This is a genomic window from Haloarcula rubripromontorii (assembly GCF_001280425.1).
Classification (GTDB): Archaea; Halobacteriota; Halobacteria; order Halobacteriales; family Haloarculaceae; genus Haloarcula; species Haloarcula rubripromontorii.
Genome location: NZ_LIUF01000004.1, coordinates 588,795 through 601,911, shown reverse-complemented (window position 1 = coordinate 601,911; position 13,117 = coordinate 588,795). Strand labels below are relative to the sequence as shown.

Annotated in this window: 11 protein-coding genes and 2 pseudogenes; 1 reads left to right on the top strand and 12 read right to left on the bottom strand. The window is 55.4% G+C overall.

All coding sequences use genetic code 11. The annotated features are described in order from the left end of the window. On the top strand, window positions 1-219 hold a 219-nt coding region (locus tag AMS69_RS19815), incomplete at its 5' end, for a transposase (protein ID WP_155119978.1). 78 nt (window positions 220-297) lie between these two features. On the opposite strand, the gene AMS69_RS15040 is transcribed toward AMS69_RS19815, so the two are convergent. The 12 genes and pseudogenes from AMS69_RS15040 to AMS69_RS15000 form a co-directional block, all read right to left on the bottom strand. Further along, window positions 298-1,041: a hypothetical protein gene (locus AMS69_RS15040; protein ID WP_053968865.1), complete on the bottom strand. Its 744-nt coding sequence runs from the start codon at window positions 1,039-1,041 to the stop codon at window positions 298-300. Further along, window positions 1,038-2,300: a hypothetical protein gene (locus tag AMS69_RS15035; RefSeq protein ID WP_155119977.1), complete on the bottom strand. Its 1,263-nt coding sequence runs from the start codon at window positions 2,298-2,300 to the stop codon at window positions 1,038-1,040. Before AMS69_RS15035 ends, AMS69_RS15040 begins: the two co-directional genes overlap by 4 nt. Window positions 2,301-2,613: 313 nt before the next feature. Beyond that, a complete protein-coding gene (locus AMS69_RS20285; protein ID WP_155119976.1) occupies window positions 2,614-2,784 on the bottom strand; it encodes a hypothetical protein in 171 nt (56 codons plus the stop codon). A 77-nt stretch (window positions 2,785-2,861) separates the two neighbouring features. Continuing rightward, window positions 2,862-3,374 (bottom strand): hypothetical protein, encoded by a 513-nt coding sequence (locus tag AMS69_RS20930; RefSeq protein ID WP_238378529.1) that lies wholly within the window; start codon window positions 3,372-3,374, stop codon window positions 2,862-2,864. A 162-nt stretch (window positions 3,375-3,536) separates the two neighbouring features. Beyond that, window positions 3,537-4,810: pseudogene (locus AMS69_RS15025) on the bottom strand (IS4 family transposase). A gap of 277 nt (window positions 4,811-5,087) precedes the next feature. Beyond that, window positions 5,088-5,282 (bottom strand): annotated as a pseudogene (locus tag AMS69_RS20280) (IS5/IS1182 family transposase); the annotation flags it as partial. Window positions 5,283-5,353: 71 nt separating this feature from the next. Beyond that, window positions 5,354-5,689, bottom strand: a complete 336-nt coding sequence (locus tag AMS69_RS15020) for a hypothetical protein (RefSeq protein ID WP_053968862.1) — start codon at window positions 5,687-5,689, stop codon at window positions 5,354-5,356. Further along, window positions 5,686-6,861 carry a hypothetical protein gene (locus AMS69_RS15015; protein WP_053968861.1) on the bottom strand — a complete coding sequence of 392 codons (1,176 nt, stop codon included), beginning with the start codon at window positions 6,859-6,861 and terminating at the stop codon, window positions 5,686-5,688. Before AMS69_RS15015 ends, AMS69_RS15020 begins: the two co-directional genes overlap by 4 nt. Further along, window positions 6,858-7,049 carry a hypothetical protein gene (locus tag AMS69_RS20705; protein ID WP_202904560.1) on the bottom strand — a complete coding sequence of 64 codons (192 nt, stop codon included), beginning with the start codon at window positions 7,047-7,049 and terminating at the stop codon, window positions 6,858-6,860. The genes AMS69_RS15015 and AMS69_RS20705 overlap by 4 nt, the downstream gene beginning before the upstream one ends. Window positions 7,050-7,088: 39 nt before the next feature. Then, window positions 7,089-7,274 (bottom strand): hypothetical protein, encoded by a 186-nt coding sequence (locus AMS69_RS20700; protein ID WP_202904559.1) that lies wholly within the window; start codon window positions 7,272-7,274, stop codon window positions 7,089-7,091. Between the two features lie 59 nt (window positions 7,275-7,333). Then, entirely contained in the window at window positions 7,334-8,308 is a 975-nt protein-coding gene (locus AMS69_RS20275) for a hypothetical protein (RefSeq protein ID WP_155119975.1), read from the bottom strand. After that, window positions 8,298-12,938, bottom strand: coding sequence for a VWA domain-containing protein (locus AMS69_RS15000; RefSeq protein WP_162230992.1), 4,641 nt, complete (start codon window positions 12,936-12,938; stop codon window positions 8,298-8,300). Before AMS69_RS15000 ends, AMS69_RS20275 begins: the two co-directional genes overlap by 11 nt. Window positions 12,939-13,117: the final 179 nt, after the last annotated feature.

Genomic DNA, 13,117 nt, shown 5'->3' with positions numbered 1-13,117 from the left:
CCGCTGATCAAACATCGTGAGTTCCGACCCATCGATCACGCGCACAACGCGCGGATCGATGGGCCTCGATACCGCCAACGAGCGATGTGTGAGACCGTCTTCTCCACGATCAAGCGCACGCTCGGCGACGCCGTGCGTGCGCGAACTTGGTACGGTGAATTTCGTGAACTCGTCCTGATGTGTGCGGTTCACAACATCAAGCAATCTCTAAAACAGTGAAATCGAACCACGTCTGGCGATTCACCACGGCCCAATTCTTGATGTTTTAGCAACTGCTGAATCGGTCGCCAATGCTAGTTAGTAGATAGCCTCCGGCTCCAAGTCGATATAGTCATCGTCACCGCTGTATACCGAGAGGTCGTTCCAGAAATCGCTGGTTTTGTACTTGTCTCGTTTTACTGATTCGGCCGAAATAGCGTCAGATACGTCCGATAAGAAACTTACCAGGTACTCTCTGTTTTTCTCTCCGTTGGCCGATGTACGTAGCCAAAGGTCACTGAACATCGACACTGAAACGCTCAGTGCGTACTCTGTCGTCACCGACGGATAATTCTTCGCTGGTCGGTGGGTAACAGCCAGCTCGAGTGGATCTGAAACTACCTTTCCTTGGTCGGGTTCACCGTTGCGATACGGTGTACACTCACTCCGCTCAATGGCATAGTCGGTGCCATCGGCGTGAACCCTGTAGCGGTTCCTATCGAACGGAACACGTGGTATCCAGCGTGCTTGTGCCCCATCAACGTCAGTTGATTTGAGAAACTCCCTGACACTGATACCTTTTTTATTTCGCACTTCGCGTCTCACCAATTCACCAGTATTGCTGTCCGGTCTGAGATTCGTATCCTGGTCAAATTTTGTTATACCATAACTAATCTCAAGTGGGACTAGGAACTCGCCGAAGGCGCTGTACAACTGATCACAGAACTGAACCATCTCTTTGGCCTCTTCAGCACAGGTCGTCGCCGACGACGGCACAACAAACTCCCAAATCAGGCCACTTGCCATCGATACCCGAACTTCTGGCTCATCAGTTCCTGTCATGGTTTGACCGTAATGGTGTCACCGTTTTCAGCGACTAACCGGATCTCATCTAGCTGCGCTCGTACTCGGTCGTCGAGAACGGTCTCTGCGGCATTCTGAGCCGATGATAGCTCATCAGCTCCTGATCTCGTCCTGATTTCAAGCACTTGCGAATTCTCGGAAACATCTAGCTTCGAATCCTTAAGTGCATTATCATGCTTCTTGTTCATTTCAGACACCTGCTCGCTGATATAGGCATAATCTACATCGCCGCCTGATCTTGTCTTCACTTCTACATATTCGGACCGGTCATTACCCTTGACAGACATATCATAAGCATCGGTCTCACCGGGTTCCATCTCAACCTCGATCTCGTCACCTTCATCAGCGTATCGAACTGCACTCGCGGCTTCACCACTTTCTCCTGCCACTGCATCGGTTCTCGGTGTAGTGTCATCAAGTATTTCATCGACGTCTTCAATCTTATCTCGCTTCGCAGCGCTATCGACACGCTGAGCGTATCTGCCTGCTTCTTCAGCATCGACATCCTCCGCGTTCGCAACTGCTGAACGCCACTCGTCATACTCGTCAAACCCATCGATACGGTCCTTACGACCAAGATCAAAGAACGTTTTCTGCGCATCGGGATCCATATTCCGAGTGAGTCGAATTCCGTTCTCACCGGAGTCAGCGAACAGCCGCTTGACTGCGCCTCTCCGGGTTGCATCGCCGACATTAGAGACTTCTTCGAAGATCTCACTCGCACTAATATCGTCGTTTTCAGCTGCTGCGTCGGCGATACGATTGTAGTATCTCGTCTCTTCCGCGTCAGTGAGATAATCAGTACAGCCGGCCAGACTCGAACGGCCAATACCGCTGATAGAGTGGAATCGGTCGCCGCGCAGCCGCGGCGCGGTGCCGATAGATGGCGTCCGCCGACAGGCAGACCCGAAGAAATCCGTTGCCTGATCAGTGTTCAGTTCCGATGCAAATTTGACACCGTTGTCTCCAGAGGATTTGACGAACCGGTCGTACTCTCGCTTCCCATCGCTATCCAGACTGTCGTACCGCTTGAGCGCTGTCGCCATCTCGTCGCTATCGACCGAATCGCTGTCGTAGGCCCGGGCGAAATCGCTCCGAGTACGGCTATTCATCTCGACCCGGGTCAAGGCATCAATTTCGTCCTGGTCCATTTGCCGGACGGCACGGGCAACGGCTGGATCGTTTTCTGCAAGCAGTGTACCGAGGCGTCGCTGTTGGGCTGGGTCCAACTCCGCCATGTCAACGTCTGTCCGACGGATTGTGTGCCGGATGCGGACTGTATCAGTTGCTGTTCTAGCGGGTTTGAGGACACGGCGAGCGCCGCTCCGCGGGACCGTTGTTGCCTTCGACAGTTGTGATATCGCTCGCATTTGCTGCCGGGCGCGCCACTCCCCAGCTCGGTCCTGTGCCCGACTGTACATCCGGGCCGCCCGCATTACGCGGATCCCGCCTAACCGGTCAGCGACAGTGTTTGCTGTCTGGGTTCGCTTGGCCGCGCTGGCCGCTTGACTGCCAGTGACAGACCGAGCACCCGTTGGAGGCCATCGCCGTCTAACTCGTCGACAAGCCTGACGCCAGCACCGTCGGTCTCAGCGATGAGTTGGTTCCGAGCGATTCGAGCGCTTCGTGGCCCGGTTCGCTGGTCATCCGGATGACGCGAGTGGTCTTCGACGTGAATTTGGCACCGTTGTCGCTGATCCACTTCCAGGTATCCGAGTCCATCTCGCGCAACTGCTGAGTCGCCCGCCGGCGAACAGGCAATCAGTCGGAAAATTCGTCAAAAGAGGGGGGCTGATCAGCTACTTCTCGATGCTGTCGAGTCTCTCACGTAACTCATCTAACAGCGGTTCGACGTACTCAGAACCAGCATCGGGATCGTATTCCCGGATCGTATCGAGATACGTCTGGGCACCATCAGAAATGGCCTCGGCGAGGGCTTGCGTCGGCGCGACGGCTTCCGGTTCAGGAAGTTTCGGTGATTGTTCCCCACGGTAGTCAGGGTTTTCGACGGCCTCTTCGCTGTAGCAGAACGCGAGATTCGTCCGTCCATCACCGGTAGGTTCGAACACGAGATACATCGCATCGACGTAGTAGTCATAGACATATCTTTCCTGACTGAGAGCGGCCAATGCACCTTCTAGAAGGCCGATTACATAGGGTTCAATGAAATCCCTGGTGTAGGCATCAGGGCTCCCAAGAATATGTGTCTGATCGACTTGCAGCCGAGCGCCCACCGAAATATCTACATTGCCCTCTTGAAAGGCATCATGCGCTCGTTCGTCGAAGTCAAACACCAACGAAACCTTAGTCATACTCAATCACCAGCAGCGAAAGACCATTTTTCTACTGACCCACCAGATTTCGGGTAAGCAGTATGAATCGACCCATCATCTTTCACCATCACTTTCATCCGCTCAATACCGTACTCGTGTCCATGCTCGGCTGGTTTAAGTGTATATTGCATTGGTCTTTAGTTAAGCCTCACACCTCGGTTGCGTAGCGGTAACGAGTGTCTCTTGTAGGATTGGTCGTTGTTTGTGGATCTTCTGAGCGTCTTCGATCAGCCGCTCCAGCAGTGGCGGTGGCGAATAACCGAGGTACTCGCCAAGTTCGTGGAAGATGAGTTGGGCGTGCAACCGGAAGGTCGCCGCCCAACGCTCGGGCGGAAGCACGATCTCATCGCCAGCCTACTCGGTGACCAGAGCCAACAGATCACGGCTCACCAACAACGATAACAACGCTGCATACAGCAGAATCCCCACGATGTACGTCTTGTTCGTGTCGAGTTCATCCAAGTTGTACTGCGTCTTCAGCTCACGAAACAGCAGTTCTACTTCCCACCGACATCGATAGGTCGTCGCTAGATCTGCCGGCAGAAACTCTTCTCTCGGCAGATTCGTGATGTACAGATGGTGGTCGTCGGCGTCCTCGTCGCGGACGCCGACGACACGGAACGTCTTGCTGTCGTACGATTGCGTGCCCGCGTACTCTCGTCGCTGAAACGTCGCTTCTACCTCAACATCAATGTACTCTCGGTGGAGATCGGCCACGACATCCTGGATCTGTTCGCCTTCCAAGGGAATGGCGTCGCCACACCATTCCCGTAATTCCGCCGTTATTTCCGGGTTTGCGTTCGGTTTCAGCCGGATCACGAACAGCCGTCATTCTCGTCAACCAGCGCAAAGCGGCGGTACTTGAAGTACGCTTGATCGAACAGCACTAACCGGTCTTCTAGCCATGATCCAGTGGAAAACTCGGTGCTGTCGTGCGCTTTCTCGTCAGTGACGTTGAACCGATCAATCGTCTGGTCGGTGACGTTGTGGAGCAGGTGGAGCCGCGCTCCACCCTGCTCCCCTCGCCGTGGTTCGAACTCCTCTGAGAGAAGCCGGTGCAACCGCATCACCGTTCCGTCGGCTATCATCACGTCTCTGAACCGGTCGATATCGACGCTAACAGCGTTAGGAACAGCGACCTCGTCGATGCCGTGCTCGACGAGGTCGCAGAGATACTCTGCGAAAGCTGGCGTCAACCGCTGATGGAATCCGCCGGGTGAGAGCGTCTCATCGGCAGTGGCATTGTAACTGCGCCGGAAACCAGCGAGTGTTCGGCTCTCGCCTGCGGCGAAGCCGAACACGAATGACCACACGAGAGCGGGCATCTGCGTTTTCCTGTCGCGTTCGACCACGCCGAGTTCCTCGGCGTGTTCTTCGAGGAACTCGGAGGGAAACAGTGTACTGAGCCGACGCATAATTCTCGATGAGGAGGTTTTGGTGTGCACAGCCGTTGCCTCCTCATTCCTCTCGAAAAGAAGCCTCGATAAGCCGCTGCTGTCACGCGGTTTCTCGACTAACTAAAGACGGATGTAAGATCGGACTCTAACCAGCGAGCAATTTCAGCAGGATTCCCGACCGTTGCACTATTAGCAAAAATCTCGACCCCGTTCTGCCGGGCAATGGTCAGGCATTTTTCAATGGTATCCCCACGGAAGTCTGAGTAAATCTCATGGAGTCACCCTCGTCCTTTTAGTAGCAATGGAGGAAGCCACGCATCAGCTCTGGCGGCTCGTGCTCTCGTTTTCGCCCCGTCTCCGCCGGGCCGAACACGTCGAACTCTGCGAGAAACTCGAAGGAGAGATGCTCAAACAACGCTAACGTCTCCGTATCCGCGACATTGAAGAACGACTCTACCGAAGGACCATCTTGCGGGGTCGCTGAGTCCATACCACCTCAGCATTCACCCTGCTCTTTGGTGTGGTAACCGTTCTATGACACCCTGTGATGATACAGTTGGATTATTTTGTGACAGCTGTCTCAGTTATCTTGCCAGTTTGCGGATCAACTGTTGCGCGTATTCCCATCCAGCTATCGGCTATAAACATCCCGTCTTTCGAATTGATGTAGACGAACGGGATATCTTTGTCGTCAGGATACAGTGCCTCTATTTTCCACTGGAACGAACCGTTTTCGTCAAATCCGAGAACGTTTCTATTATTCGTTTCGTCAGTTGGGATCGATAGCAGAACCCCGACTATCCCGTTTACCTCCACCACTTCGTCGATGGCATACTCAAACTCGTGAGTGGCTCCGCCGATCTGGATGGTTGAGCCCGCTACTTCAGTATCAGTCATAGTGGTAACCTTTCTCGATTGGTGAAACGATCCGGATCGATGCGTTCGAGTAGTTCGTACTGTGTCGCTCCCTCGCGGCCATCGAAGTTAGCGGCAGTGTCTCCGATTCGCACTTCGGTGCGGTCAGGAACGTTGACGTCTGAGACATAGGAGGGTTCGTCGGGCAGCGAATATTTCTCCTGTATCTCAGAACGTGTGAGGCCCTTAATATCGTCCCGGGTTTCAAACATCCACGACCTCGCCTGATTGGATTCACCATGGACACGAGCAAATTTCGTCTTTCCTTGGACTTGTGTATCTATCACAATAGTTTCGTCGGTGTATGGATCTTCCATGCCCGAGTACCGTTCTTGATCATTGACGTCAGAGGCTTTCCGAAATCGCTGGACATCTATCTTTCCTTCGACATTTCTCACCCGCACAAGTGCCGTGCGTACAGCGGCTTGACTAGTTTCAGGGGATCCGGCGACCCGGATCCACGAGTCCCTTAGAGTGTCGTCTTTGAGAAACTCTCGGAATACTCGGGCGTTCTCGCCGTCCAGTTCCCCATACTTCCGGGTCGCACGCGAGAGGTCAGCGGCGTCAATATCGCTGTCGCCGAGTACCCGCCGGAGCGTATCGTCACCGAGTTCGTCAACAAGCTTGACGCCAGCACCGTCGGTCTCAGCGATGAGTTGCTTGGCCCGGCGTTGCTGAGTACCGTCGAGGTCGTCGACTTTCCGGACAGCCCGGTAAAGTTGTTTGTACGAGTCGATACTGTCACCATCCGCCGCCCGAGCGACGCCCCGGCGGTAAGACTGGTCGATCGATCCAGAACCGTCGGCAAGAATCCGTAGAGTCTCGCCATCAGCGTTCGTCACGAGGTCCGCGCCGTCGTCGCCCGTGGTAGACAGCAGATTGTCGACTGTATCCTTCCCGTCTGCGTTAAGCCCGTCGTACTTCCGGAGCGCCGACGTAACCTCGTCTGCGTTGACCTCACCGTCGTCGAATGTCCTCGCAAACCGCCGTTGGGTCGCCGCGGCCTCAATCTTCAACAGCACGTCGGCGGCGTCTGGATCGCTTTCTGCCAGCTCGTTGGGTGCCCGCCGACCAGCAGGCCCGCTACACTCGACCAGGCGCGCGGTTTTGGTCGCGGGCGCGTCGACGTCGGTCCGCCCGAGGTAGTCTTTCATGGGCCGTCGAGTCGCTCGACTTGGCCGACGATAGCTTGCCGTCTCGGTCCGGGAAGGCCGTTCAGTTGCGCGCTCAGCCGACCCGTCCGGACGTTCACGTCGGGCAGGCGGTCGTCGATCTTGCCCGCCCGCGGCAACACGCCCGGCGTCAGACCGTTAGGGACGCGACTTGGGACTGCCGAATCCACCGCGTCGACGACGCGCTCAGGCCCTTCTGTGCGACCGAACTACCGCCGCTGGCCGCGGCCGGCAGCACTGTCCCGGCGCTGTAGCCGAGCGACCAGCTGCCGCCGAATGTGGCGTAAGAGTCCTCGCTGGCGTCGAAGGGGTTGCGCGTCTCGTCGAAGCCCGCGGATCTTGTCGGCCATCATCCCCGGGAGCTTGGTGACAATGGCGGAGTTGTCGAGGACCATCTTCCCCATCTGGACGTCCGTTATTACGATGTGGTAAAGGGCCCTCACTACAGGTCCGACTATGACTTGACGGACCACCAGTTTCGTGCTTCTCTGACGAACACAGCCTCGTCGTGGGAATAGGTAACGGTCGCTGTCGCGCCTTTTCCGAACCGTTCCTCTGGGATTGCCTTCCAGAGGAACTGCTGGACCTTTTCGTCTGGCGACCGTCCCTGTGTGTGAGCTATAAGCGGATGGAGTTCGTCGCCGAGGTATTCTAACTCCAGGGAATTTTCGTCGGGCTGGCGCTGTTTGAAGTTCTCCAGCACCCACTCGATGGCATGCCTCGCTTCCAGTGACTGATACGCTGGGACGGCCTGTTCGGGCGTGTGCCACCCTTCAGTATTCTCGAACGTATCGAAGACGATCTCGACTGGGTCAACGGCATCGTAGAGATTCGAGAGGGCAGCTGCGAGACGTGACTGGTCGAGCTTAGCCAGAGGGGGGGCCTCGGGGAGATAAAATTTCTCGATATCGCCGTCCAGCCAGTGGTCGGAATAGCCTGTGACAGTCACTGTTTCAGTGAGGCAGGGCATCATGTAGTCATTATGCCCTACAGTAATCTCCAGAGGGGCGGAAACATCACGCGCTGACCGTACCAACTCATCACCATCCGACAGATGCTCTCCCTTTCCAAAATAATGTACTCCATCAGAGAGCGTAATCCGCACACCCGAGGCAATTGTTAGCTTAGGATACTCTGGCGAATCGATTTGATCAGCCATCCCACGCATCCATTCTACTACCGATTCATGTGTAAGCCCTGCTGGATTTGAAAGCGTCTCCTCGTGGCGTGTTGATTCCGCACCCTCTGTCAATTGGCAGTTTACCTCTGTTGGACAAACAAGGTTTGCAAACGCGTCGAATACAGCCGAAATCGTGTCTAGCGTTTCTACAAGATGGGATTCAGGATCCCGTTCTGCGAGTGGCGTCTCGAACTGGAGGCGAAAGAGATTTTTATCATATTCGATATAATCGAAGTCCTTAGTTGCCATTGTTTACCTCTTGGTAGACCGTCCTGATAGTGAATTCGCCACCATCCACGATGTTTCCATCTTGGTCTATGACTCTCACCGTCACGTCTGGATTGCTGAACCCCTCTAACTTTTCAGGAAGGTTCGAAATGTCACTCCCCTGCCTCTTGGCTTTGATTAAACCCTTCAACGATTCTTTGGGTGTCTCTGCTTTTTGGGTATTCGGGTTGAAATCATCAGTTATCTTGCCTTGGGCAGAGATCTCGACCACGGAATCATGGTCGCCAGATATGCCATCGAACGAACCGTCGGCCTCGTGGACTTTGTCTTTCATCTTGAACCCACCATCGAGATCGCCTTCGACCATTTTATTCTCGACGTAGAGGTCAGAGTCACTCCCACGTGAGACGTGCAAGTCCGGTTCGCCGTTCCCGGCCGTTTTGGGGTCAACTGTGACCTCTCCATCTTTCGTGGCGTAGTGGACCGTCCGTCTGGCTTCTAACTGCTGTCCGAGTATCTGCCCGTCCTGTGTCGGATTTTCGATCGTCTCCTGGACGACGCGGTTTGGGTTCTCGATATCGACCGAACCGTCCTCTACGAGCCGCTGGATCTCTCGAACGTCCTTGGCGTACTGCTCGACGTCCTGGGATCGAATCGAGGAGTCGGCGGCATTCGCCCGTCGCGTGAGTGCTGTCCGCCACGCAGTCATATCGGCGTCTGGGATGTCGGCTTCGAGGAACGCTCTCAGCGTGGCGTCGTCGATGGCGGAGAGGTCATCCAGAAGTTTGACACCGTCTCCGTCGGTCTCAGCGATGAGTTGCTTGGCCCGGCGTTGCTGAGTACCGTCAAGGTCGTCGACTTTCCGGACAGCTCGGTCAAGTTGTTTGTAGGACCCAATACTATCGCTGGTGGCTGCCCGAATGACTGCCCGATCATATGCGTCGTCTACATTGCCGGAGCCATCCGCGATGAGCCGCACTGTCTGTGGGTCAGCGCGAGTAGCTTCTGCAACATCGCTGGCACGCACACTGTCGCCGTTTTTCCAAGCCTTATATAAGTCCGCACGCGCCGCTTCGTCGAGGTCATCGCTCAAGAACGCCGCCTGCTGGCCGTCGTCCATCCGACGCAGCATCCGTGAGACCTGCTTGGGGTTGTTTTCGGCCATCAGCTTCCCGGCAGCTTCCAGTTCCGACGGAGAGCGACCGCCAAGGTCGGCATCTCGGAAGTATCGGGCTGAGAGCTTCCGTTGCTTGGTATTCAGATCGTAGACTTTCTGGGGTGTCTTATCAGCCACGTAGCGATGTGTCCGGACTACCTTCCCGACCGTCCGTGAATTTCGTAGTGAGTATCGTGCAAACGGGCGCTTGGCTTGATCAACGCCAAATGAGGCCACACGCCCGACACCCCGTGCCGGGAGTTCGCTCGCGTATTTCATGTTGCGAGCTGCGGTGACGGATTTCCCTAGATACCGAGTGTCGTCAACCTTGTTGACCTGGCGAGCAACTCGGCTGGAATCGCCTGCTTTCGCGGCAGCCGCCCCAGTGAGTTCTTCGAGGACAAGGAATCCCATGTAGCCGTCGAAGTACCCGCGTGCGAAGCTCTCATTCTCTGGTGTATTCGGAGGGAAGGGATTATTTACACGCTGGCGGTTCTTGAATTGACCTTCCATTGACTCATACGTGCGGTCATAGTTCACCAGCGCATTCGGAAGCTGAGAGAGTCCCGCCGCTGTCTCCACTGGATGTGAGACAGTATATCCAAGCTCTCCAGCACCATGCATTAGACCGGACCCGCGCCCGAAAGTCTTGGCCTCTACCGTTCCGAGTGTGTCATAACGACCTTGCAGATTGCTGACAACGTTGTTCGACCGCGTCAGAGCGGGAATATGTCGCTTGTTGCCGTGGCTGTCATAGGCATGAATATATACTTTCGTTCCGCCTGCGAAGGTTCCCGCGCTCTGGAGTGCGTTTCCAGTTAGATCCTGACTGTAGTGATATTGCGTGTGTCCGGTGAAGTTCGCTCGGTCAAGAGTTTCGTTTCCGCGTAGAGCAATACGAACAGTGCCAAGCCCACTTCTATCGCGCACAAGAAAGTCAATCACGTAGTGGGGACCGGACCAGCCGGGATTATACGAGTCAGTACGTAGGTATTTGATGGCTGGACCCCGAATATCGTGTAATGTTGGGTCCTGACCGTTCCGGAGTTCGGTCGTATCCGAGATTCCATCTTTGTCGGTGTCTACTTGTCGTGGATTCGTTCGATACCGCCACTCATCTGCGTCCGAGATTTCATCTCCATCAGTATCCGGGTTCAGCGGCGACGAGGTGACATTCAGTACTGTCCCTGCGGCTTGAAGAGTGAGACTCTGGTTCTCTGTAACCATCGCCTCGCGCAAGGCGTTGGCCTCGGTTCTAGAATCAAAAGCGACAATTGTCGTGTTCCTGACCTCCCGAGCATCGCTGAGCCCATCGCTATCGGTGTCAACCTGCCTTGGATTGGCGAGGTGGTTGTAATAGGAGGCAGTCCTGCCACGATACCTGACTTCCGTGTACTGGCCGATTTCTTTGCTATCTGAGAGGCCGTCACCGTCGGTGTCAGCGCTCTTGGGATCTGTCGTGACGCGGTCTCCGGTGGGGCCACCCAGTATGACCCCCTCGCGTTCCATCTCGTCACTCAGGCCGTCACCGTCCGTATCGTTGATCTCGGTGGTGGTATTTGCGACACGCGAAAAGACTTCAGGGAGGTCATCAGCTTCCTCAACTATGTACGATTCGCCTCCTGTCGTCGTGGCGATATCCGATAATTTGTCGCTACTCGCACTCTCAAACCCGATGGTGTAGATAGTGATATTCTCCTCGGCTGCAATTTCTGCTTCCTGCGGACCACCCGGCCCACGCCCATCTGTTAGGAATATCAGTATTTCCGACGTGGTTTCGTTACTATTCTGGGCTGTGTACTCGATACCATCTTTCAAAGAGGACCCGATCTTGGTTCCTGTCCCCCACCCGAACGGTTCCAAGCTATTGATCGAGTCGTTAGCTGCTTGATGGTCCGTCGTGTATGGCTGGACAACCTCGGCGTATCCGGCAAATTCTAAGACAGCGACGCGATCAACATCTAAGAGTCCCCCGACGAAACGCTGAGAGGACTGTTGTGCGTAGCCGTTCGGATCAGTATTATCCATCGACCCTGACGTATCGATGAGCAGCGTCGTATCGACAGGCGTGGGGCCATCCGTTCCGGTTTCGCGGACTGGCTCGGTTGCGTTGTACGTCGTCGCCCAGTTGGTGATATCAAAGACGGCAAACGTGGAGAAGTGAGTCGTCTCTGCAGCTACCGTGTTATTCCCAGCGTCAACAGTGGAGTTCAGCGGCACGAAAATCCCCGCCTCGGGGTCGTATGTGAACACGGCGAGGTCCTGACTCTCATTTTCAACCCCTGTCTCGTTGTACGCCAGGGTGACGTTAGCCGAGGAGAATTCTTTCTCGGAGTTGAGCTCAACGACTGGCGAGGCACTCATGTTCCCCACACGGGACGTGTTGAACCGTGGATCGTCTTGTGGGGCGATAGTCGTCCCATTGCCAATGTCGCCGTTGCCAGTCAGGCTCAGTGTGACTCCGAGCGTCTCGTTGGTCGCCGTCGTGGTATAGCTCTCTTCACCATCACTGACGCCGTTGTCGTTGCTATCGGCGACGAGTGGGTCTGTCCCGAGGCGAACTTCCTCACCGTCTGTAAGGCCATCAGTATCTGTATCAGCTTTGAGCGGGTCGGTACCAAGCTGGTGTACTTCTGTTCCGTCCAGCAGGCCGTCACCGTCCGTATCTGGATTGGTGACAAGGGTTCCTGCGACGGTCTCGTTGTAGGTGCTCAGTGAGTCGGTATCCGGATCGGCAGCGCCGTCCTGTACACCGTCATCATCCGTGTCTGGGTCGGTCGGATCAACGCCCTGAAGCCGTGATTCGATGTCATCAGTGAGCCCGTCACCGTCTGTATCGTTGCTGTGAGGGTCAGTCCCGAGTCGATATTCGCGATATGCCGGTAACGTATCATTGTCCCGGTCTTCTGCGCCGTCGATCACTGCATCCCCGTCAGAGTCTGCTACCCTGGGGTCGGTCTTCGTGACGTTTCGCTCGTATGCATCGGGAAGTCCATCGCCATCAGTGTCGTTCGAGGCCGTCGAGCGTGTGGCGACGAGGAGCCACTGGATATCCCCGACGTCGGTTCGGTTGTCTCCCGTGTAATCGTACGCACTCCAGTTGGCATCAGCTGCTGTGGACCCCAAGTGACGAGACAGTGCGTCGACGTCGACGATATTGACAGCCCCATCGCCGTTGATGTCTTCGTAGAGGCCGTCACCATCTGGATCAGTAGGCTGGTTATCACCAACGAGCGGGTACGGGTGAGAGTCGTTTTCCCGGGGCGCTAACTGCGAAATGGTACTCGCATTCGGCTCTGTTGAGCCATTCCAGCTGGTCGAAAGTGGTCCAGTCGCCTGGTTCCCGGCCGCTGCGGCGGGTGTTTGTGTCGGCTTGTTTCCGGCCGTGGTGACAGCCTGGTTTCCGGCACTTGCACCGGGGGTGTCATTGCCGGCCGTCTGCAGCGGGCCAGCCCCGGCCCCGGTCATCATTCCCGAGACTGGACCGACAGTCACTAATAGTAATACACCAAATATCGCTTGTAATTTTGTCGTCGAACTTGTCATATAAACCCCCACCAGAGGTATTGTTGTAAATTTGAATCAGTAATCAGAATACTTAATCCTACTTATTGAGACTATACATTTAATGAGAAAGCTTGCGACAGTATTCGGCGTTTGTATAGCAGTATCCC

Bases quoted from the DNA above. Each gene is read 5' to 3' on its own strand.
- AMS69_RS20275 (WP_155119975.1), bottom strand. From the start codon at position 8,308: ATGGCAACTAAGGACTTCGATTATATCGAATATGATAAAAATCTCTTT.
- AMS69_RS20700 (WP_202904559.1), bottom strand. From the start codon at position 7,274: ATGGTCCTCGACAACTCCGCCATTGTCACCAAGCTCCCGGGGATGATG.
- AMS69_RS20285 (WP_155119976.1), bottom strand. From the start codon at position 2,784: ATGGACTCGGATACCTGGAAGTGGATCAGCGACAACGGTGCCAAATTC.
- AMS69_RS15020 (WP_053968862.1), bottom strand. From the start codon at position 5,689: ATGACTGATACTGAAGTAGCGGGCTCAACCATCCAGATCGGCGGAGCC.
- AMS69_RS15015 (WP_053968861.1), bottom strand. From the start codon at position 6,861: ATGAAAGACTACCTCGGGCGGACCGACGTCGACGCGCCCGCGACCAAA.
- AMS69_RS15040 (WP_053968865.1), bottom strand. From the start codon at position 1,041: ATGACAGGAACTGATGAGCCAGAAGTTCGGGTATCGATGGCAAGTGGC.
- AMS69_RS15035 (WP_155119977.1), bottom strand. From the start codon at position 2,300: ATGGCGGAGTTGGACCCAGCCCAACAGCGACGCCTCGGTACACTGCTT.
- AMS69_RS20930 (WP_238378529.1), bottom strand. From the start codon at position 3,374: ATGACTAAGGTTTCGTTGGTGTTTGACTTCGACGAACGAGCGCATGAT.